The organism is Arthrospira sp. PCC 9901 (assembly GCF_059013425.1).
In genome coordinates, this window is the sequence record NZ_CP102296.1 from 3,692,901 (window position 1) to 3,713,950 (window position 21,050).

The window sequence follows — 21,050 nt, forward strand, 5'->3', positions numbered from 1 at the left end:
TGCGATGAGAGACAACAGAAACCCGGATTGATTAAAACCGGGTTATTACAGACTAATTAATGATGGACAGCCACCGAGTTAATCACATTTTACTGCTGATTAACCCGGTGTATAAATCCCTAGATGCGACTATGGAAAGTACGATTAATCACATCTAATTGTTGTTCGCGGGTCAGCTTGATAAAGTTGACGGCGTAACCGGATACACGAATGGTCAGTTGTGGATATTTTTCGGGATGTTCCATGGCTTCGACCAAGGTTTCCCGGTTCAGGACGTTGACGTTAATATGATGACCGTCGTCGGCGAAGTAACCATCTAACATTCCCACGAGGTTGCCGATGCGATCGCTTTCCTGTTTTCCTAATGCTTGTGGTACAATGGAAAAGGTGTAAGAAATCCCGTCTTGAGAATGCTCATAGGGCAATTTGGCGACGGAAGCCAAAGCGGCGATCGCTCCTTGTGTATCCCGTGCGTGCATAGGATTAGCACCCGGTGCAAAAGGTTCGCCAGCTTTCCGACCGTCTGGAGTATTACCAGTTTTCTTACCATAAACCACATTAGAAGTAATGGTCAGAATTGACTGGGTAGGAACTGAGTTGCGGTAGGTTTTGTGCTGACGGATTTTGTTCATAAATTGCTTAACCAAATTGGCAGCAATATCATCAACGCGATCGTCATTATTACCGAATTTGGGATAATCCCCTTCGATTTCATAATCCACTATCAAACCTTGGTCATTGCGGATAACTTTGACCCGAGAATATTTAATAGCAGAGAAAGCATCAGCCACCACAGACAGACCCGCCATACCACAAGCCATCGTCCGATATACATCACGATCATGCAGTGCCAATTCAATCCGCTCGTAGGCGTATTTATCGTGCATGAAGTGAATAATGTTCAGGGTGTTGACATACAACCGAGACAACCATTCTAAACAGCGATCGAATTTTTCCGCCACATCATCATATTCCAGATAATCGCCCTGAACTGGAAGCCATGAGGGGCCGATTTGCTCGCCTGTGGTCTCGTCTTTCCCGCCATTAATCGCATACAGCAGCGCCTTGGCTAAATTCGCCCGTGCGCCGAAAAACTGCATTTGCTTACCGATTTTCATGGCGCTAACACAGCAAGCAATGCCATAATCATCCCCATATTCTGCCCGCATCAAATCGTCATTTTCATACTGGGTAGAACAGGTTTCAATGGAGACTTTGGCACAGTAGCGCTTAAAGTTCTCTGGGAGACGTTCCGACCATAAAATAGTCAGGTTGGGTTCAGGAGCAGCACCCAAGGTGTAGAGTGTGTGTAAGAACCGGAAACTGTTTTTTGTGACTAAGGGGCGACCATCTTCACCCATACCGCCAATACATTCTGTTACCCAGGTAGGATCACCAGAAAATAGTTGGTTGTATTCAGGAGCCCGCAGGAACCGCACCATCCGTAATTTCATCACGAAATGGTCGATAATTTCCTGAGCGCCACTTTCCGTGAGAGTGCCATTTTGCAAATCTCGCTCGAAGTAGATATCTAAGAAATTAGATACCCGTCCCAAAGACATAGCCGCGCCATTTTGTTCTTTGACTGCTGCTAAATAGCCAAAATAAGTCCACTGTACCGCTTCTTGGGCGGTGGCGGCGGGTCGTGCAATGTTTAACCCGTATGATGCTGCCATTTCTTTGAGTTCTTGGAGCGCTCGGATTTCTTCGCAGATTTCTTCGCGCCGCGCGATGGTTTCTGAGTCCATTGCGTCTAATTCCAGAGACGCTTGTTGCTCCTTCTTGTCTAAAATTAGGCGATCGACTCCATACAGCGCCACCCGCCGATAGTCACCAATAATGCGACCGCGACCATAAGCATCTGGTAATCCCGTCACCAGTCCAGAATGGCGCGCTAGGAGAATTTCCGGCGTGTAAGCATCAAAAACACCATCATTGTGGGTTTTGCGATACTGAGTAAAGATTTTTTCTGTTTCTGGGTCTAGTTCGTAGCCGTAGGCTTCCAGGGATTTTTTCACTACCCGAATACCACCATAGGGCATAATCGCTCGTTTCAGAGGTTTGTCAGTTTGCAAACCCACGATTTGCTCTAAACTGCGATCTATATAGCCCGCACCATAGGCAGTAATCCCAGAAGGAATTTTAGTTTCTGCGTCTAAAATGCCCTTTTTGCGTTCCTCTGCCATCAGTTCCTTGACCTGATCCCAGAGGTTATTGGTGCGTTCTGTAGCATTCGCTAAAAACCCGCTATCTCCCTCATAAAGACTGTAGTTTTTTTGGATAAAATCACGAACATTTACTTCTTTTGTCCATTTACCCTGTTTAAATCCTTTCCATTCGGGAGTTATATTACCACTACTGTTGTCTGTAGGTGATGTCAGTTTAGTGGGTCTTTCTACAGTTGAAACCATATCTTTAAGTTTCCTCTTGTTCAGTTCTTTGGGGTTGAGGCAGTCTCACAAATTAGCAACCAGATATTCCCCGATAAACACCCCCCAAATCTGTTGGTAATTTACCTTTACCAAAACAGTTCACAGATGGGGCAGTATCCACAACTAAAAGCTATATAGTTGGCAGAATAGACATGACCAGAAAATTACAGGTCTTGAGACTAAACAATTACCGCTATATGACTGTGGTTGTACTTCCTATATAGTTGTTAATCGGGAAATCTAGTGGACAGTCGCAGGTGTTATTTTTCTTTCTAGCAGTAATTTTCAATCACCACCTACGACGGATTTTTGGATTGAAATTTAACGAATACAGAGCTATTTGCTGACCAACCTTTTCTTTCTCTTCTACTATTAATAACTAAAAATACAGTATTTGTAAATAGTAAAAAGTAGGATTTAGTATCCAGTTTTTGTCCTTATATATGCTTGGATACCTACATTAGGTAGGCAAAAGTAGGATTAAGTAGGATTAAGTGGGACAAAGTAGAATTTAATAGTCTGGTTTTCTGGCCCAAGCTGGCTCAGTTCTGGAGTTGATCAGCCCCTTTCCTGGCTCAGAAATTCAAGCTCATTTAGGTGTATTAATTAGAGTGCCCAAAATTAAACTTTTTTTAAGAGTTCAGAGCTAATTTGCCCTTGTCAATTCGGGGGTATCATTGTATAATACGACAGTTTGTGGTCGTGCCAATCTGTAAACACGCGCCCAGGCGGGGACCAAATTATGAGCAATTCAGAAACAATTTTTACGAAAATCATCCGGCGGGAAATTCCAGCGGATATCGTCTATGAAGATGACCTAGTGTTAGCCTTCCGAGACGTTGCACCCCAAGCACCCGTTCACATTTTGGTAATTCCCAAAAAACCAATTCCTAAATTAGAGGAAGCCAGCCCCGATGACCATGGGCTGATGGGACATTTACTGCTGAAGGTGAAACAAGTAGCCCAGGAAGCTGGGTTAACTAATGGTTATCGTGTAGTCATTAATAATGGTTCTGATGGTGGACAAACTGTAGATCATCTTCACATTCATATTTTGGGAGGTCGGGCCATGCAGTGGCCCCCTGGTTGAGGTTGATTTCTAGGTTTCCGACTTGAGATTTTGGGCAACTTGATTAAGTCGTTGAATACCGATTTTAGTTTCTCGCAAGCCGTTAGCAGTCTCAGCGGCACTTTGATTAAGACTATTCATAGCCTGGAAGACTTGGTGAATTGCTTGGGCTTGTTGTTGGGAACTCAGAGAGATTTGTTGGGAATTTAAAACCACTTCATTAACAGCCTCTAGGGTGGCTTCCTGGTTGCTAATAATCACATGATTAATGGCATCACTGACATCTGTAGAGGCTTTTAAAACGGGGTTAATGGCTTCGGTAACTTTTTCAAAGGCATTAACAGTCCCCTGGGAAAGTTCGATAGTTTGTTCTGTAGTCTTGCTACCTTCATTAGTGACTAATACGGTACTATCGATCGCCCTTTGAATATTATTAACTAAAACGGTAATTTTTTCGGCTGACTGTTTACTCTGGTCTGCCAATTTGCGGATTTCCGTGGCTACCACTGCAAAACCTTTACCATGAGCGCCAGCACGGGCAGCCTCTACAGCCGCATTCAATGCTAACATATTAGTCTGGTTAGCCAAATCAGCAGCCATATTAGTAATCATGCCAATTTGTTCAGTTTGCTGGCTGAGTCGAACAATTTGATCAGCAATAGCCTCTACTTTTTCCTTGAGATTTAACATTTTCTCTAGGGTTTGCTGTACCGCCTCCGTTTCGGACTGAGCAAGTTTTAACACCTGCTGGGCGCTTTCAGAAGAAAACTGACCGAGAGTGAGGACTTGCTGGGCGCTTTCGATGGAAGATTGAGCGAGACCCAAGACTTTACGGGCGCTTTCAGCGGAGGATTCTGCCTGTTCTGCCATTGACCGGGCTGCTTCCCCTAACTCATCCATTGTAGCAGTAGTTTGATTAATTGCTCCGGCCTGTTGGCTGGCGTTGCGTTCTTGTTGTTCTGTGGTACTAGCAATCTGATTAGAAGAACTGGCAATTATACTAATACTATCATTAATAGTCCGGCTAATGCGGGAGGAAATTACCAGAGCCAAAATAATAGCTAAAGTCGCAGCTATGAACATTCCCAATGCAGCGATCATAGTGAGAGTATTCATGGCATTTTCCAACTCTCTATATTTAGCATTGAGAAGCTGTTGCTTTTGCTGGTCAAGATTTTCTCCGGTAGCTGCTAACTCACTGACACTGAGGGCTTGGGCTTGGGCTTGGGCTTGGGGTAATTGATTGTTCTCAATCAGATCAAATACGTTTCTGGAAATGCGATCAATCTCATTACCAGCTCGTCTAATTCTGGTTAATTCATCCCTCAAACTGGGATTATCAATCTGCCTCATCAAATTTTCATAATTAGTGGTGAACTGCTCAAAGCCTTCTTGATAGAGAGTTTCGTAGTCTTCTGACTGGGGAAATAAAAGGCTCATTCGCACATTTCGCAACATTTTAGAAATGCCAACAATTATTTGATCAACTCCTTCCATTTGCAGTTGAGTGGTCTCGACTGCGGCGGTGAGTTCGACGACGTTAGTAGCTTTGTAGTAGATTACTGATACGACTCCAAAAGAGAGTAAAATCGGTACAGCATATCCTATCAATATGCGCCATTGTAGTTTGATGGTTTGTCGTTTAGATTCAATCATTAATCAGTGGTGTATAAAACATTAACAGGGAAATAAAAGGCTTTCAGGTTGGTTCATCACAAGCCCATAGTTCAAAAGGTTGCTGTTGGGCTCTGGACTTGGGTAATATATATCATAAACTTGCCTATATAGGGATGTTGGAGATATATAGGCTCTGGAAATATCAGCAAGTTAAAATATTTGAGATTCAGGCTAAATAGATGAACTCAAGGGCTAGGGTCTGGCTTGAGTCCCGGCGATGCTAGTCGAAAATCGTTATTAATACTTGCTGTGGCTGCTTGTCTAGGTTGATCTCGTTTCCAGTGAATTTTTTGGGCGGGAAAATAAATGGCCTGATATGCTTGAACTGTCTCCTGTGGAGATAAACCCTCTTGCGATCGCACAATAGCTCGTTCTAATGCGGTTTCCCAAGTACATTCAACCCAAAAAGAAAGGTCATAGTATGACTGGAACTCTTGTTTTAACAAAAAGATTCCTTCCAAGACGATTATATCAATATTGTCGAATTTATATCTATGCTTTTGATATTCTGTGGCGGTTTCTTGAGTATAATCAACGTCAATAGACACTGATCGCAGTTGACGCAGGGGAAAGATTAATTGGCTAAATAACTGGTCGAAGCGAATGGCATATTGATAGAAGTGGGCTGCGGGGTTAGTCTGGCTAAATCTTTGGTGGGGTAGATGAAGCCACCCATCAACATTGATGCTGGCTACCCGCAGATTTCCCTGGCTAAGTATTTTGACAATTTGGGCGGCGATATAGCCTTTTCCAGAAGCATCAATTCCCGAAATGGCGACTAGGATTGCTTGCTGAGGTGACAGCAATTTACGCTGAATGGCGATCGCATCAATAATATCATTAAGATTCATGAGTTAATTTACTGCGATGTTGGTATATAATGGGTTAGCTACTAATTTTTATGGGGCTGTTAATTCGGGATTCTGTCTATCTGGTAAGGGGCGACAATCTTTACAGAGGTGAGTTCAATGGCTGAAATGACGGTAACAGATGCTTTGGCAGAATTAACGCTACTGGGTAAGCGCATAGAATCAGCTAGAACGGCTTTAGAAGGTAATACATTAATCACTGTGGTAGAAGTGGGAAAAACTCCTGTGGGCTACAGAAACCGGGATGAGTATAACACTAAAGCACGGGCGGCGGTGCAAAAAGTGGATGCTTTAATTGCCCGTCGGCGTACAATTAAAAGGGCAGTGGTTTTGTCTAATGCGGTGACCATGGTATCGGTAGCGGGGGAAGAAATGACTGTGGCTGAAGCGATCGAGATGAAAAACTTTATCGCCTATTATGAGTCAGTTCTGAATACGATGCAATCGGCTTATACTTCGGCGCGCAAAGATTTTGACATAGCGCAGGCGCGGGTAAAGGAAAGACTGGATAAATTGGCGATGGAAGTATTAGGCAAAAATGCGGCTTCGGAAAAGTATCAATCCCTGGCTGATAGTTTTTTGGGGCGGGAGGGAGTAGAAATACTTGACCCTACCAATTTGACTTGGGAATGCGATCGCCGCCAAGAGTTTGTGGAGGAGTTTAAATCTACTGTAGACCGGGTGCTTTCTATTAGCAACGCCCGCACTTTGATTAACATTCCTGATTAGCCTATTTATTATCGAGCATCAATAATTAGGTGCTGGTCTCTCGAAAAACTCTAAATTTATGGCTCAGAGATGGATCTTCTTGGCGAAGCATACCATCTCGGTTATCTGGCTTAAAGTTTAGCGGTCAACGATTAATCTTTAATCCTCAACCCTTAAACCTTAGACTGTCAACCCTCAACTGATAAAACTTAAACCTCGATTAAATCCTGGGGTTTGGTTATGGGTTCCATAAAACCTTGAGTTTATCCACCAGGCTGGGAGGTCAGCACCTTTTTATGAGATGATTGATACTGTTTTTTGGTGGTTGGTATGGGTGGATCTGCCATACAGAGGGGGAGAGAAAACCTGAGACTAAAGGCGATCGCCAACTTTTTTAGCCTATTTCTTGACTGGTAGGCGAAAATTGGCTATATTGTCAACACAAGTATCAATTTGATATAATGTTGGAACTATCTGCATTAGGGCTACTACAGCGGGAACCTTTACACGGCTATCGACTGAAGCAGCGCCTAGAGCTGTTTATGGGAAGTTGTATCAGCGTTAACTATGGTGCAATTTATCCCTTGCTGAAACGTTTGGAAGAACGGGGATATATTCAAGTTATCCTAGAAGAGGCAGGGGACGCGGGTTCGAGTCGGAAGGTTTATGGTATTACCGCGGCCGGACGTGAGCGATGGTTATACAAAATGCTAGAACAGCCACAAGAGAGCTGGGTTAAAAGCCGTTCTAGGTTTCTAATTAAGTATTTCTTTTTTAGTGACTTAAATCTACAAAACCGCCTGTTGTTGCTAGAATATCGCCTCAGAGCTTGTGAGGAAAGGATGAAATATCTTAATCATAAAGAGGTTGAATATGTGCCGATTGATTCCTATCAATCAGATATCTGGAAAAGGGCGAAGTTTGTGTTGGAATCGGAGGTAAAATGGCTGAGTCAAACCTACGATAATTTGCAGCAGGAAATAGAGGGAGTGGATTCTCTGTCGGAAGATAGATCACAAATTTAAATAGCTGTCAGGTACAATGGCGGTAGACCAGGTAAATTTATCTGGTCGCTAATTTTCGAGAAAATCTTATAATCATACTACAATTTATTATGTCTTATCCATCATCAGAATCATCAAACCCGAATTATCATGAGTCTGTCGTGGCAGTTGAGGGGATACCTGAACAGTCACAAAGAGAAGACCAAAAGCAGATAGAAAGCGATCGCCATTCGGAATCAGAACCTAGTAATAAATCCAATTGGGTATCAGCCACGGTAGGAATATTACTCGCCCTAGGAGTAGGCTTTGCTGGGGGTCAGTGGTGGTACTCTAGTAAAGCGCAAGCGGACACTACCCCAGCGGCGGCGACTAATTCCCCCCAAAGACCGAGGGGAGTTCCGGTGAGAGTCAGCAGCATAGAAACTAGGAACTTTCAGGACGCTGGGGAATTTGTGGGAACGCTACAAGCGCGGGAGTCGGTGGAAGTAAGATCGGAAATAGACGGGAGAATCACCCAAGTATATGTTAGGTCAGGGGAAATGGTAAATCAAGGGCAGGCGATCGCCCGTTTAAGAACTGATGACCTAGAAGCGCAACTGCGACAAGCCCAAGCCAACCTAGTACGAACCCAAGCCAGAGTATCAGAATTACAAGCCGGAAGTCGCCCGGAAGAAATTGCGGAAGCCCGTGCGAGATTAGCGGAATCTCTCGCCCGCCTAAGTGATGCGGAATCGGGTAGTTTACTGGCAGAAATAAATCAAGCCCAAGCCCAAATAGATGCCAATATAGCAGCAGCAGAATTAGCGGAAAAACGGGTAACTAGATTTCAAGAACTCACGGAAGCCGGGGCAATTTCCCGAGATGAATTTGATGCTTTAGTGTCGCAAAAACAAACCGCCCAAGCCAACCTGAGAGCATCCGAAAGACGACTAGAACAATTGCAGCAAAATCGCCAATCAGAAATAGCCCTGAGACAAGCGGGAGTCGAACAATCAGAACAGGCGTTAAGACGATTAGAAAGCGGCACGAGACCCCAAGAAATCGACCAAGCCGAAGCCCAAGTAGCGGAAGCCGCCGCCCGTGTTCGCCAGTTAGAAGTGCAGCTACAAGAGACGACTGTACAAGCGCCTTTTACGGGGATAGTTGGTGATGTGACGGCGAGACCGGGAGACTTTGTGAGCCGGGGTGGGACCTTAACCACCCTCACAGAAAACGATCGCCTAGAATTGAGATTATCTATTCCCCTAGAACGCCAAGGGGACCTACGAGAGGGACTAGCAGTAGAAATGCAAGACCCCCAAGGTGAACCTATCGGAACCGGACGCATTAGCTTTATTTCCCCGACGGTAGATCCTAATTCTCAAAGTATCTTAGCGAAGGCGACATTTACTAATCCTGACGGACTCCTCCGTACTGGTCAATTCGTGAGGGCGCGGGTAATTTGGAATGAAAAACCAAACACAGTAGTTGTACCCATGACCGCCGTACAATTTTCGGGAGATGAAAGGTTTGTATTTACCACGGAAGGGGGAGAAAATCCCACCGCCAAAAGACAGGTAATTCGGTTAGGTTTAATTAGGGAGCAATATGCGGAAGTGGTGGAAGGTTTACGACCGGGTGAAAAACTGATAGTTTCCGGTATTCAAAGACTGTCAGATGGTGCAGCTATCAATCCTCAAAATTAACTGGGGTCGAGAATCATAGCCAATAAGTAGTGAGGGTCAATTGTGTTTACCAATTTCTTTATCAAACGTCCTGTTTTTGCTACGGTCTGTTCCCTGGTAATTATCCTAGTCGGTTTTGTGGGATTCACCCGACTACCTGTGCAAGAATTTCCCAGCATTGATCCTCCGATTGTGAGAGTTAGGACTACCTATCCGGGGGCGAATGCGGAAGTAGTAGAAACGGAAGTTACGGAGATTCTGGAGGCGGCTATTAACGGGGTTCAAGGATTAAGAACCATGACCTCCTCTAGTCGAGAAGGGCTAAGTTCTATCAATGTTGAGTTTGAATTGGAACGGGATTTAGAAGTAGCCGTCCAGGATGTTCTCTCCCGTGTGTCTAGGGCGACGGGGCGACTACCTTCTGATGTGAATAACCCGGTAGTTTCTAAGGATGGTAGCGACGACGATCGCATTATGTGGATTGCCATATATGGCGATCGCTTTAGCACCTTAGAACTCAGTAATTATGCCGACCAATTCCTGAGAAACTCCCTAGAAACCGTTAACGGGGTCGGTAGTATTTTCATAGGTGGGGAACGTCGCTACGCCATGAGAATTTGGCTAGATGCTAAACGGATGGCTGCCCGCAATGTGACCCCCCTAGATGTAGAAAATGCCCTACAGAGACAAAACGTAGAAATCCCTAGCGGTCGCATCGAAGGTGAGACCATGGAATTTCCCGTCCGCACCCTAGGAAGACTACAAACCCCCCCTGAATACGAAGACCTAATTATCAGACGCAACCCCGACGGTACACAAATACGCATCGGAGATATTGGCTATGCAGAAATCGGCGCAGAAAGCGATCGCACCATTGCCAGATTTAGGGGTCAACCCGCCGTTACCATAGGAGTTAGTAGACTTTCCGACGCGAACCTTTTAGAAGTGGCTACAGGGGTTAAGGAAAGAATGAAAGAACTTTCCCAAAACTTCCCCGAAGGCATGAATTATACCGTAGCAGTAGACTACTCGGAATTTGTGCAAGTTGCCATTGATGAAGTATGGCAAAGTCTCCTGTTAGCCATATCCCTGGTGGTGTTAGTCATCTTCCTATTTCTGAAAAACTGGCGGGCTACCCTAATTCCCACCATCACCATTCCCGTTTCATTAATTGGCGCATTTGGTGCCATGTTTTTTCTGGGATTTTCCATTAATGTATTGACCCTATTTGCCCTAACCCTAGCTACCGGATTAGTGGTAGATGATACCATTGTGGTTTTAGAAAATATCGTCCGCTATATTGACGAGAAGAAAATGCACCCTTTCCAGGCTGCCATTCATGCCATGGGGGAGGTGGTATTTGCTGTAATTGCCACTACTGTGGTGCTAATTGCCGTATTTGTGCCAGTCAGTTTTTCCGGGGGAGCAACCGGACAGATTTTTAATGAATTTGCCATCACCCTAGCCATTTCTGTCGTCTTCTCATCCTTCGTTGCTCTCACCTTAGCGCCCGCTGTTTCGGCGATTATCTTAAAACCATCCCACAGCAGTAAAAACCTGTTGATGAGGCTGCTATCAGCCCCTCTGAATGCCTTTGATTGGCTGCTCGATCGCATCACGAATATCTATGATGCCAGTTTGCGATTGTTGATCTCATTTAAACCTGTGATTTTGCTGGGATTTGTAGCATCTCTGGGTCTCACAGCTTGGCTATTTGTACAATTGCCTCAAGGGTTTTTGCCAACGGAAGATAGGGGGCGGATTTTTGTGCCGATTAATGCTCCCGAAGGTGCGAGTATAAACTATACTAATAATGTGGTTCAGGAAGTTGAAGAAATCTTGGCTGATGTGCCAGAAATGCGGGCATTTTTTACCCTAACCGGATTTGGGAGAGGCGCAGCCCAAGCTAACCGAGGCTTTGCTTTTACTAGCCTTGTCCCCTGGTCAGAACGTACAGAACCGGAACAGTCTCAACAGGCGATCGTGCGACGTTTATTTGGCAAGTTTTCGCAAATTACCGATGCCATGGTATTTGCAATTAATCCGAGTTCACTACCAGGAAGTCGCCTCGGTCAACCTGTACAATTTGTGCTTCAGGGAAATGATATTAGCGAGTTGGCACAAGTTTCCGAACAATTGGCTATGGCGGCGAATGAATTACCTCAGTTGGTCAATATGGACACTGATTTAAAGCTGAATAAGCCGGAATTGGTCTTAGAGGTAAATAGATCCCAAGCCGGAAATTTGGGGGTTTCTGTGCAAGAAATAGCCCGGACTTTGCAAATTATGCTGGGTGGTCGGGAAATTACCAATTTTAACCAGGGAAATCAACGTTATGAAGTGATAGTTAGGGGACAGTCGGAATTTCGGGCTAGTCCTGAAGATATTGGGGAAATATCTGTGCGATCGGAGTCCGGTCAAATGGTCCCCCTCAGTAATTTGGTGACTATCCGTGACTCGACTCTACCACCGCAAATTAACCACTTTAACCGCTTCCGGTCGGCGACTTTAGAAGGTAGTGCCGCCCCAGGATATAGTCTCGGTGAAGCCTTAGAAGCACTCCAAGATCTAGCCGATCGCACTATTCCTGAGACCATGAGAACAGACCTAGCTGGAGAGTCCCGCGAGTTTAGTCAAGCTGGAGACGCGACAATTTACATTTTCGGGTTATCCCTAGCCTTTATTTTCCTAACTTTGGCGGCGCAGTTTGAAAGTTTTGTGGATCCGTTTGTGATTTTATTAGCGGTCCCCCTATCCCTATTAGGTGCTTTTGGGGCGCTATGGTTGGCTGAATTGGAGTTAAATATTTATAGCCGCATTGGTTTGATTATGTTAATCGGACTTTCGACTAAAAACTCGATTCTCATTGTCGAATTTGCTAACCAACTGCGAGAAATGGGGCGGTCTATTACTCAGGCGGCGATCGAGGCGGGAAAAGTCCGTTTTCGACCCATTTTGATGACGGCTTTATCGACTATTTTTGGGGTCATGCCTCTGGCTTTTGCCACGGGTGCGGGTGCAGTTAGTCGGGTTTCTATTGGTATGTCCGTCATGGGAGGAATGCTGGTTTCCACTCTACTGAGTTTGTATATTGTGCCAGTGTTTTATATCATTGCTACCACTTTACAGTCCCGTTTAGTGGGCGATAAACACCCCGCCACCCGTCAGGCTTCAGAACCTGTGTATTATGCCCCAGAAAATGCTAATGGTAACGGCTACACTATCATAACTGGCAATGGCAATGGCAATGGCAATGGCAATGGCAATGGCAATGGCAATGGCAATGGCAAAACTACGGTTAATAAACCTTTAGAAACAGCCCCAAAATCCAGTCATGATAGTTCCCAAAACTGATTAAACGGAAACGTTTTCGACACCATTAATTAAAGCCACCAAGCCGAAAACAATAAATAAACATCCGCTAACGGCGGTAATGGTGCGTTCGGAAATGCGACCCGCAATTATGCGGCCTCCCAAAACGGCGATCGCAGTTGAGATACTATGCCCTAAAATCACCCCTGATATTACTCCCACGGGGTGATAAGTGGCTGCTAAAGCAATGGTAGCAATTTGAGTGCGATCGCCCCACTCCCCGATAAAAGTTAAAGTAAATGCTTCCAGCAATATCCCCAGCTTCGACTTATTCTTAGCTAAATTCGACGCGGCTACCGCCTTCATAGCCTCCTCTTCTTCCTCACCACCGGACTGAGAGGATGGCATTTTACTTGCTTGGTATAACAATTTAATTCCAAATAAACTAAACAGGAAAATTGTCGCCCAGTGCAGATAACTTGGCGGCAAGAAAGCCACCAATCGACCCATAACGACAGCAATAATTGTCATAGATGCCAAAGCTGCTATGACCCCGGCAAAAACCAGCCTTCTGGGGTATCGCATTGACAAAATAGCAGCAATAAAAAAGGTTTTATCACCTAATTCCGACAAGCTAATCAATAAAAGTCCCGCCGTAAATGCAGTTAACATATTATCAGTGTTTCCTCCCCTTGAATAAATAGGACATAGAGCCGATAATTAGCGCCCTAAGCATTGTATCATAAAAATCCAATTTTCGTCGCAATTTACGGTTAATAAATAGGGCATTTCATAAATTAATCATCTTGGTTTAATCGAGGTTTCATAATTCCGGAAATCCGGTAATATCAACCCATGAAAGAGTAGGTAAGATGATAGTGATTATGGAGAGTCCCACTAACAGAACCGAGAGCGATCGCCCTAGAGTTTGGACAGAATCAGCTTTTAATTATGCAAAATCCGTCCCTAGCAGGAGTAAAATGTAGGACAGGGGATGGTATTTTCCTGATGGCAGGTGGATCAAGAAGCTGTGCCGAGAGGACAAGCCACCCTGTCACCAGTGGAAACAATTATATCTTTTAGGTTTCTTATGTCATTTCAGCCCAGATCTAGCGGCATTTTATTACACCCTACCTCCCTACCAGGTCGATATGGCATCGGGGACATAGGGCCGAATGCTTATCAGTTTGTGGACTTTCTCAGAGACAGTCACCAACAACTGTGGCAAATCCTGCCCCTAGGTCCAACCGGGTTTGGAAATTCTCCTTACCTTTCCTATTCCGCCTTTGCGGGAAATCCTCTGTTAATCAGTCCTGATATGTTAGCCGAGACCGGACTACTGACAGCAAAAGATTTAGACAAAATCCCCACCCTACCCACAGATATGGTGGATTTTGACCGGGTAAGAGAACTGAAAACCCCTCTATTTCTTAAAGCCTTCCAGAATTTTCGGAAACAGGAACCGTCAGACCTTCATCGCGAATTTGATGAATTTTGTGGCCAGAAAAGCTACTGGCTAGATGACTATGCCTTTTTTATGGCTCTCAAAGATGCCCAAGACGGGGCGAGTTGGCACACTTGGGATGATGAAATTTCCCGGCGCAAGCCAGAAGCGATGAAAAAATGGCAGGAAAAACTGAGCGAAGAAATCTTTTTCCATAAGTATCTGCAATTTACCTTCAATCGTCAGTGGGCAAATTTGAAGCGCTACGCCAATGAACAGGGAATCCAGATTTTTGGAGATTTGGCGATTTATGTAGCCCATGATAGTGCGGATGTGTGGTCTCATCCCGAAATTTTCTGTTTAGACGGAGAAACGGGAGAGGCGGCGTTAATGGCAGGAGTCCCACCCGATTATTTTAGCGAAAGTGGGCAACTGTGGGGTAATCCGGTTTATAACTGGGATCGCCTTCAACAAAATGGGTTTGATTGGTGGGTGCATCGTATTCAATCAATGTTGGATTATGTAGACCTTATTCGGATTGACCATTTCCGGGGTCTGGAGTCTTTTTGGGCAGTTCCCCAGGGGGAAACTACTGCCATCAATGGTGAGTGGGTAAATGCACCGGGAGAGGATCTATTCCACACCATTGAGGAAAAGTTAGGGCGACTGCCGATTATTGCTGAAGATTTGGGGATTATTACGCCAGAGGTGGAAGCCTTGCGGGATAAATTTGAGTTACCGGGTATGAAGGTGCTGCATTTTGCATTTGATTCAGGACGGGATAACCCCTATTTACCCTATAACTACACTTCCCCTAATTGGGTGGTGTATACGGGAACCCATGATAATGATACGACTGTGGGTTGGTTTAATAATCGATCGCTCAAACAACAAGCCCATGTAACTCGTTATTTAGGTTATCTAGGTGAGGTGCTAAATGATGGCATTCACTGGGATATGATTCGGCTGGCTTTGTCATCAGTGGCTAATCAGGCAATTTTACCCCTACAAGATGTGTTGGGATTGGGAAGTGAGGCTAAAATGAATAAACCCAGTACCGCTGAGGGTAACTGGGCTTGGCGTTGTGAGCCTGGGTTGCTAACTGATGAAATTGGCGATCGCCTGAAGTTCTGGACAGATACCTATGGACGCGCGCCTAGATAAAAGGTGAACTAGGAACTGGGAATATCGGCGGTTTCGTCGCTATTCCCAGCCTTAAATACCGCTTCCTGCACCATTCCCGGTTCTCCCAAGCGTCTGGCTTCGCCGTTGTTGACCTTCACCAATACGCCTCCGGCATTTCCCGCCACTATCACCACTTGAGTTTTAGCTGTCCAGGTTTTTTGAGTGCCACCGGGTAATATTCCCTGAAATTCGGTTTTTCCGTCTACTTCAATCAATACCCAAGACTCATCCTTAACCACTATTCCCACTTCAACATCCTGAATAATAGGTTGTGGTGCGGGTGCGGGTGTCGGTGCCAGGTGTCGGTGCGGGTGCGGGTGCTGATGATTCTGCTACTACTGCGGTAGTAGAAGATTGAGACACTAACTGACCCTGTGGGGGGGATGGTGTTGTGGTTGGCGGATTTGGCTGTGGGGTGACCACAGCATCCTCACTAGCTGATTCTGTCTGTGTAACTGCTAATTCACCGGATTGGGGAACCAGATAAGACAGCGCATTAACGGCACAAATAATCAGTAGAGTATAAGTTAGATACAGATGAGTTGGCCGTAATTGTGGCAGAGACAGCAATTTAAGCGATCGCGCCAGAGTCTTTTCCCCAGGTTCCGGTAAAAAGAAATTGGCTAACTCCTCTCCATTTAACCCCAAAGCATCCGCATATTGGCGAATCAGACCCTGAGTATAAATAGGTTCAGGTAGGTTATCTATTTGACCCTCTTCGATCGCTTGCAGTAAATGGGTGCGAATACGGGTATAAGCTGCCACCATATCCAAGGAGAAGGAATGTTTCATCCTGGCATCACGCAACTGTTGACCAATATCTGATAGGCGTTGTGCCTGGTCATGATCAACTCGATTTTGTGGTTGCTTGTGATTTTCGGATCTATTTTTAAAAATTGGGTGAGTAAGAGTTAATTTCATAAGCCATGCTCCTCAAGAACAACTGCCAGATTTCCAGACACAGACTCGATTCTTTAGCAAATGCACTTCAGAGGTTTTCAGGGATCTATATTCACCTGAAGCTAATTCAGGTTTCCCAGTCGAGTTGAGATAAATAGGCCCAATTGCTGTCCGATGCAGTTGAACCACAGGATAACCGAGAGCCTCTGCTACTCGCCGAATCTGTCGGTTTCTCCCTTCTCGTAAAACCACTTCTAGCAAAGTCTGAGAGCGGCCCGGTTTCCCGATGAGCCTAACTTTAGCTGGTAATGTGTTTTTACCAGATAGTAGGATACCTTGTCTCCACTGTTCTAAAACAGATTCTGGAGGACAGCCTTGGACTAGAACTTGATAGGTTTTAGCTACATGATAACGGGGATGGGTTAAAAGAAATGTCAGTTCACCATCATTTGTGATCAGTAATGCACCGGTTGAGTCGCTGTCTAAGCGACCTACGGGGTGCAGTCCCTGTCCGACTCGCATTTGACGCGGCAGCAGGTCTAAAACGGTTTTTCGGCCTTGGGGTTCTGCACAGGTGCAAACTACGCCTAGGGGTTTATTTAGCAGTAGGTATAGGGGTTGGGGTTGACTGGAAGGGTGCAGTGCGCGTCCGTCAATTTCAATGCGATCGCATTTGGGATCTGCTTTCTGGCCTAAATAAGCGCGATCGCCATTTACTTTGACCCTTCCCGAGAGTATCATCTCCTCGGCATGACGACGAGAGGCAACTCCCCAGTGAGATATGATTTTCTGTAGCCTTTCATTCATAGAGGTTGGGGACAGGGCATCCCTTATTTGCCCGGTGGATGTTCGATGACAATGGGGTGATTTGCTTGGCAGAAGGCACTGATTTTCCTAGATTATGTACAAATATTACAGCAATTCTTGATTTTTTGATAACAAATTAACAGCGAGATTATGACGGGGACTAAAACTGAGGAAAAGAAACTGATCGCAACGGTTCTATCGGCGGCGCTACAGCTTTGGTTGCGATCGCAAGTGGAGGGGGTAGAATCTTTAAAAGTCCACGTGGGAGGTGGTAACCGATCGCTACTAAGGGGGTCTATTCCCACGGTGTCCGTCTCAGCCAAGGCTGTGATTTATCAGGGCTTGCATCTTTCCCAAGTGGCTTTGAGTAGTTCCGGTATCCGTATCAATTTACGTCAGGTTCTCCAGGGTAAGCCTTTACAGCTTCTGGAAGCGATCCCGGTTGATTGTGATTTGCAAATTCTCGCCTCGGATCTTAATGCTTCGGTGAGTTCGCCACTTCTAGCCAATGCCATTACCCAACTGCTACAGTCTCACTTACCACTGACTGAGGGAACCCTCGAACATCTGCAATTAAGGCTCAATAGCGATCGCCTGACGTTAAATGCTGATTTAATCACAGATTCCCATGGGGCGATCGCCCTTAGTTTAGATAGCCAATTACAGCGGATCAGTTCCACCCAACTATTACTACACCAGCCCTATATCAAAGCCGATCCCCTCATTAGTGCCACTGTGCTAGAGTCAATTCCGATTGAGTTAGGAACTGATGTAGATATTGAGGATCTGAGTATCAGTGAGGAACAGCTTACCCTACGGGGGAAAATTTGGGTCAATCCCTAGGTTTTGAATAAAGGTAGCACCAAGGTGACAAAGTAATAGACTAGGGGGGCGGTAAAAACATAGCTATCAGCGCGATCGAGAATGCCGCCGTGACCGGGGATGAGTTGACCGGAATCTTTGACTCCAGCATCGCGCTTCATCATTGATTCGGTCAGGTCTCCCAAAAGACTAGCTATGCCAATTATAATACCCAGGGCGAAACCTGTCCAGAGAAACTGCGGCCATTGCAGAAACCAAGCACCAGCGATCGCCACTCCAATGCTACCTAAAATCCCGAATATAGCGCCTTCTACGGTTTTTTTGGGGCTAATATCAGAAAGTCGGGTCCGCCCCAAAAATTTCCCAAAAATGTATGCGCCAATATCCGCCGCCCAAATGCACCCAAAAGCCAGCATACTGGCGGTCAATCCTTCAGTGAGGGTATAGGATAAATCCCACGATGGCGGAAAGTATCTGAGTTGAGGTAGGTTAGTGGTGACATGGGTTAACAGGGGACTGGAACCATCTAGCCCTACCCGTAGCCTAATCCAATAACTGGGTAAGTATCCACCATAAAACAGACCCAAAATGGAGGCGGCAATATCAGCAATGCTAGAGATTCTGGGTTGAAATAGCAAGTAGAAGCAGATCAGGGTTCCGGCTAAGGCGAAGATAGCATCTACTAGGTTGGGGGCGATCGCCGCCGTAACTAATAGGGCTTGACTGACAACTAGGGTAGTTTTCCCGGCTGGTTCGATGCCTTTAGCCCGCACCAGTTGAAAGTATTCTAACTGACCTAGGTACACAATCACCCCAAAGCCGAGGGTAAAGTACCATCCCCCTAGGGTTAGCATGAGCAAGGCGAGGGCGATCGCCACAATTCCACTGATGACACGAGACCAAGACATGGTTGATTAACAAGTGAACTGAATAGCAAATTGGCAAAAGATGACAGAGAAGTTACCCTGACCGCCTAGGGTAGAATAAGGGGTAATTTCCGCATTAACTGATTTTCTCACCACTAAGGATAAACATAGGATCAATTGCTACTAAACTTTGCGATCGCCCTCGACTCTCCAGGCGGTTAATGGAAGATTGGACTACCTCCACATTCCGCACCTGTAATTGAGCAAACCCTTCCGAAATTAGGTACAAGGTCTCTAAATTTGACGCAGTGGCTACAATACGGCCTTGGGGCTGTAAATATTGCCACACCGTAACTAGAATATCTTTGATGGCTTTTCCTCCCTCTAAACAGACGCGGTGGGGAAGGTTCTTGAGTCCATGCAAACAGTCGGGGGCGTTTCCTTCAATGACATCTACATTGGTGACACCGAAGCGATCGCAATTAGTGCGGATCAGATTAGCCACTTCCCCATCTCTTTCCACCGCCATAATTCTACCCTGGGGACATAATAAACCAGTTTCTACCGCAATGGTTCCAGTTCCCGCCCCAATATCCCACACTATACAATCTGGCTGTAGCCGTAGATAGGAAATCAACAGCAATCTTACCTCCCGTTTACTCATGGGAATTCCTGGTAAACGTTCAAATAGGTCATCGGGAATGCCTGGGGTAATATAAGGCCAAAGTGGGGAAGACATAAAATAATTGGTGACTTGTGCTGCTAGGGGACTTGAAAGAAAGCCAGGGCGGGAGTTTCAATGCTCAATTACCCGCAGGGTTGCTAAGGTATTATCGCTACATCCGGTAATTTCTCCCCCCAAGGCTTGTACCTGTTGCAAAAATGCGATCGCTTTTTTAGATATAGCTTCCCCCGGCCACAAAATTGGCACACCTGGGGGATAGGGACAAACACACTCAGCGCTAATTTTACCCGGACAGTCTGGAGTTGGTAGTGAGATAGTTTTGGCAAAAAAGGCATCTCGGACAGACATGGCGGAAACCTCAGCTATGGGGGTAGCAAAGGCTGATATAGTATCGATCATCTGCCAGTCCTGCTGGTTTAGTGTGGGGGAATTTTCTAGTTCTCCAGATACAGCCTGTTGGCTGAGAAATGCGAATCCCTTAATCATCTGATCGATATCGGCTTGGCTGTTGGCGGGACTGATGATCATCGTCAAGTGTTCGAGATCTGGTAACTCAGCAGTTACCCGAAACTGTTGATGCAGAATTGTGTCTGCTTCATAACCACTTAACCCGCAGTCGCTGACCTTAACCGTTAACCGGGTTGGGTCTAAAGCAACACACCCAGCAGTTACCGGGGGATGATAGACCCGTAAACCGGGTAAGTTTTCTAATTGAGTTTTTGCCCTCTGTGCTAATTCTAGCGCTTCTGTGAGCCTTTTTTGACCCTGATTGACCATTTGATGGCGGGCTGCATCAAGAGAAGCTAACAGCAGATAACTGGGGCTGGTAGTTTGTAGCATTTGTAGGGCGTTATCGAGGCGGGCGAGGTTGATGCGATCGCCTTTAATCTGTACCATTGAGGCTTGATTCATTGCCCCTAGCACTTTATGGGTAGATTGTACCGTTAAATCAGCCCCGCATTGTAGGGCGCTTGGGGGTAGTTGCTGATGAAAGTGAAAATGTCCGCCATGGGCTTCGTCTACCAGTAGGGGGATGTTATAGTTATGAACTATGGTGGCTATGGCTGCTAAATTACCACAGATGCCGTGATAGGTGGGATATACTACCATCACGGCTTTGATGTCTGGGTGTTCATCTAGGGCGCGGGCGATCGCTTTTGGGGTCAGACTCAGCGGTAAATGCCAATCCTGGTCATATTCAGGATTAATAAATATAGCCCGCGCCCCCGATATCACTAATCCTGAGATTACCGATTTATGAATGTTTCGCGGTAGGAGAATTTTGTCTTCTGGGTCACAGGTCGCTAAAATTGACGCGATAATCCCCACCGTTGAACCATTGACCAAAAATCTGCACAGGTCGCCCCCAAACGCTGCCGCTGCTAATTCCTGAGCCTGTTTAATCACTCCCTCCGGTGCGAATAGATTATCTAATTCTGGCAATTCTGGCAAGTCCGCCCTAAATACTTGCGACCCGAAAACCGCGGCCAAAGATTCGGGAATTCCCTGTCCCCGCCGATGTCCTGGGGTATAAAAAGCCGCACCCGGTGTTTCCGCCGCTTGTTTAAGGGCTGTTAATAGGGGAGTTTGATTTTGATCCATAATT

Annotated in this window: 17 protein-coding genes; 7 read left to right on the forward strand and 10 right to left on the reverse strand. The window is 45.7% G+C overall.

The window, feature by feature from the left end; genetic code table 11:
* Positions 1 to 119: 119 nt before the first annotated feature.
* Positions 120 to 2,411: a formate C-acetyltransferase gene (pflB, locus tag NLZ44_RS16250; RefSeq protein ID WP_493750470.1), complete on the reverse strand. Its 2,292-nt coding sequence runs from the start codon at positions 2,409 to 2,411 to the stop codon at positions 120 to 122.
* A 763-nt stretch (positions 2,412 to 3,174) separates the two neighbouring features.
* On the opposite strand from pflB, the gene NLZ44_RS16255 reads away from it, so the two are divergent.
* The gene (locus NLZ44_RS16255) at positions 3,175 to 3,522 is read left to right on the forward strand and encodes a histidine triad nucleotide-binding protein (RefSeq protein WP_006622699.1); all 348 of its coding nucleotides are present in this window, start codon (positions 3,175 to 3,177) and stop codon (positions 3,520 to 3,522) included.
* A gap of 9 nt (positions 3,523 to 3,531) precedes the next feature.
* Here NLZ44_RS16255 and NLZ44_RS16260 read toward each other — a convergent pair whose 3' ends face one another.
* Positions 3,532 to 5,157, reverse strand: coding sequence for a methyl-accepting chemotaxis protein (locus NLZ44_RS16260; RefSeq protein WP_493750471.1), 1,626 nt, complete (start codon positions 5,155 to 5,157; stop codon positions 3,532 to 3,534).
* 206 nt (positions 5,158 to 5,363) lie between these two features.
* The gene (locus NLZ44_RS16265; RefSeq protein WP_493750472.1) at positions 5,364 to 6,029 is read right to left on the reverse strand and encodes a uridine kinase family protein; all 666 of its coding nucleotides are present in this window, start codon (positions 6,027 to 6,029) and stop codon (positions 5,364 to 5,366) included.
* Positions 6,030 to 6,146: 117 nt separating this feature from the next.
* Here NLZ44_RS16265 and NLZ44_RS16270 point away from each other — a divergent pair, with 117 nt between their 5' ends.
* The 4 genes from NLZ44_RS16270 to NLZ44_RS16285 all read left to right on the forward strand — a co-directional run bounded on the left by NLZ44_RS16270 (position 6,147) and on the right by NLZ44_RS16285 (position 12,777).
* Complete coding sequence (locus NLZ44_RS16270; RefSeq protein ID WP_006622702.1) at positions 6,147 to 6,776, forward strand: hypothetical protein; 630 nt, start codon at positions 6,147 to 6,149, stop codon at positions 6,774 to 6,776.
* Positions 6,777 to 7,216: 440 nt separating this feature from the next.
* Positions 7,217 to 7,780, forward strand: coding sequence for a PadR family transcriptional regulator (locus NLZ44_RS16275; protein ID WP_111894137.1), 564 nt, complete (start codon positions 7,217 to 7,219; stop codon positions 7,778 to 7,780).
* A gap of 89 nt (positions 7,781 to 7,869) precedes the next feature.
* Positions 7,870 to 9,444, forward strand: coding sequence for an efflux RND transporter periplasmic adaptor subunit (locus NLZ44_RS16280; RefSeq protein WP_493750473.1), 1,575 nt, complete (start codon positions 7,870 to 7,872; stop codon positions 9,442 to 9,444).
* 42 nt (positions 9,445 to 9,486) lie between these two features.
* The gene (locus tag NLZ44_RS16285; RefSeq protein ID WP_493750474.1) at positions 9,487 to 12,777 is read left to right on the forward strand and encodes an efflux RND transporter permease subunit; all 3,291 of its coding nucleotides are present in this window, start codon (positions 9,487 to 9,489) and stop codon (positions 12,775 to 12,777) included.
* On the opposite strand, the gene NLZ44_RS16290 is transcribed toward NLZ44_RS16285, so the two are convergent.
* Positions 12,778 to 13,407, reverse strand: a complete 630-nt coding sequence (locus NLZ44_RS16290; RefSeq protein WP_008056003.1) for a TMEM165/GDT1 family protein — start codon at positions 13,405 to 13,407, stop codon at positions 12,778 to 12,780.
* A 418-nt stretch (positions 13,408 to 13,825) separates the two neighbouring features.
* Here NLZ44_RS16290 and malQ point away from each other — a divergent pair, with 418 nt between their 5' ends.
* On the forward strand, positions 13,826 to 15,343 hold the full coding sequence (gene malQ / locus NLZ44_RS16295) for a 4-alpha-glucanotransferase (protein WP_493750475.1): 1,518 nt from the start codon (positions 13,826 to 13,828) through the stop codon (positions 15,341 to 15,343).
* Between the two features lie 8 nt (positions 15,344 to 15,351).
* Here malQ and NLZ44_RS16300 read toward each other — a convergent pair whose 3' ends face one another.
* Genes NLZ44_RS16300 through NLZ44_RS16310 form a run of 3 tightly spaced genes read right to left on the reverse strand, consistent with a single transcriptional unit; the run spans position 15,352 to position 17,071 of the window.
* The gene (locus NLZ44_RS16300; RefSeq protein WP_493750476.1) at positions 15,352 to 15,612 is read right to left on the reverse strand and encodes a DUF4115 domain-containing protein; all 261 of its coding nucleotides are present in this window, start codon (positions 15,610 to 15,612) and stop codon (positions 15,352 to 15,354) included.
* A gap of 1 nt (position 15,613) precedes the next feature.
* Positions 15,614 to 16,285, reverse strand: a complete 672-nt coding sequence (locus tag NLZ44_RS16305; protein ID WP_493750477.1) for a helix-turn-helix domain-containing protein — start codon at positions 16,283 to 16,285, stop codon at positions 15,614 to 15,616.
* Positions 16,286 to 16,297: 12 nt separating this feature from the next.
* Positions 16,298 to 17,071 carry a pseudouridine synthase gene (locus tag NLZ44_RS16310; RefSeq protein WP_493750478.1) on the reverse strand — a complete coding sequence of 258 codons (774 nt, stop codon included), beginning with the start codon at positions 17,069 to 17,071 and terminating at the stop codon, positions 16,298 to 16,300.
* 150 nt (positions 17,072 to 17,221) lie between these two features.
* On the opposite strand from NLZ44_RS16310, the gene NLZ44_RS16315 reads away from it, so the two are divergent.
* Positions 17,222 to 17,914, forward strand: coding sequence for an LmeA family phospholipid-binding protein (locus NLZ44_RS16315; protein WP_493750479.1), 693 nt, complete (start codon positions 17,222 to 17,224; stop codon positions 17,912 to 17,914).
* Here the strand turns inward: NLZ44_RS16315 and NLZ44_RS16320 are convergent.
* The 3 genes from NLZ44_RS16320 to NLZ44_RS16330 form a co-directional block, all read right to left on the reverse strand.
* A complete protein-coding gene (locus tag NLZ44_RS16320; protein WP_493750480.1) occupies positions 17,911 to 18,801 on the reverse strand; it encodes a phosphatidate cytidylyltransferase in 891 nt (296 codons plus the stop codon). The genes NLZ44_RS16315 and NLZ44_RS16320 overlap by 4 nt on opposite strands.
* 94 nt (positions 18,802 to 18,895) lie before the next feature.
* A complete protein-coding gene (gene cbiT, locus NLZ44_RS16325; RefSeq protein ID WP_369299185.1) occupies positions 18,896 to 19,498 on the reverse strand; it encodes a precorrin-6Y C5,15-methyltransferase subunit CbiT in 603 nt (200 codons plus the stop codon).
* 57 nt (positions 19,499 to 19,555) lie between these two features.
* Positions 19,556 to 21,046: an aminotransferase class I/II-fold pyridoxal phosphate-dependent enzyme gene (locus NLZ44_RS16330; RefSeq protein WP_493750481.1), complete on the reverse strand. Its 1,491-nt coding sequence runs from the start codon at positions 21,044 to 21,046 to the stop codon at positions 19,556 to 19,558.
* Positions 21,047 to 21,050 lie beyond the last annotated feature (4 nt).

Coding starts and splice junctions, on each gene's coding strand:
- pflB (WP_493750470.1), bottom strand. CDS start 2,411: ATGGTTTCAACTGTAGAAAGACCCACTAAACTGACATCACCTACAGAC.
- NLZ44_RS16255 (WP_006622699.1), top strand. CDS start 3,175: ATGAGCAATTCAGAAACAATTTTTACGAAAATCATCCGGCGGGAAATT.
- NLZ44_RS16260 (WP_493750471.1), bottom strand. CDS start 5,157: ATGATTGAATCTAAACGACAAACCATCAAACTACAATGGCGCATATTG.
- NLZ44_RS16265 (WP_493750472.1), bottom strand. CDS start 6,029: ATGAATCTTAATGATATTATTGATGCGATCGCCATTCAGCGTAAATTG.
- NLZ44_RS16270 (WP_006622702.1), top strand. CDS start 6,147: ATGGCTGAAATGACGGTAACAGATGCTTTGGCAGAATTAACGCTACTG.
- NLZ44_RS16275 (WP_111894137.1), top strand. CDS start 7,217: ATGTTGGAACTATCTGCATTAGGGCTACTACAGCGGGAACCTTTACAC.
- NLZ44_RS16280 (WP_493750473.1), top strand. CDS start 7,870: ATGTCTTATCCATCATCAGAATCATCAAACCCGAATTATCATGAGTCT.
- NLZ44_RS16290 (WP_008056003.1), bottom strand. CDS start 13,407: ATGTTAACTGCATTTACGGCGGGACTTTTATTGATTAGCTTGTCGGAA.
- malQ (WP_493750475.1), top strand. CDS start 13,826: ATGTCATTTCAGCCCAGATCTAGCGGCATTTTATTACACCCTACCTCC.
- NLZ44_RS16305 (WP_493750477.1), bottom strand. CDS start 16,285: ATGAAATTAACTCTTACTCACCCAATTTTTAAAAATAGATCCGAAAAT.
- NLZ44_RS16310 (WP_493750478.1), bottom strand. CDS start 17,071: ATGAATGAAAGGCTACAGAAAATCATATCTCACTGGGGAGTTGCCTCT.
- NLZ44_RS16315 (WP_493750479.1), top strand. CDS start 17,222: ATGACGGGGACTAAAACTGAGGAAAAGAAACTGATCGCAACGGTTCTA.
- NLZ44_RS16320 (WP_493750480.1), bottom strand. CDS start 18,801: ATGTCTTGGTCTCGTGTCATCAGTGGAATTGTGGCGATCGCCCTCGCC.
- cbiT (WP_369299185.1), bottom strand. CDS start 19,498: ATGTCTTCCCCACTTTGGCCTTATATTACCCCAGGCATTCCCGATGAC.
- NLZ44_RS16330 (WP_493750481.1), bottom strand. CDS start 21,046: ATGGATCAAAATCAAACTCCCCTATTAACAGCCCTTAAACAAGCGGCG.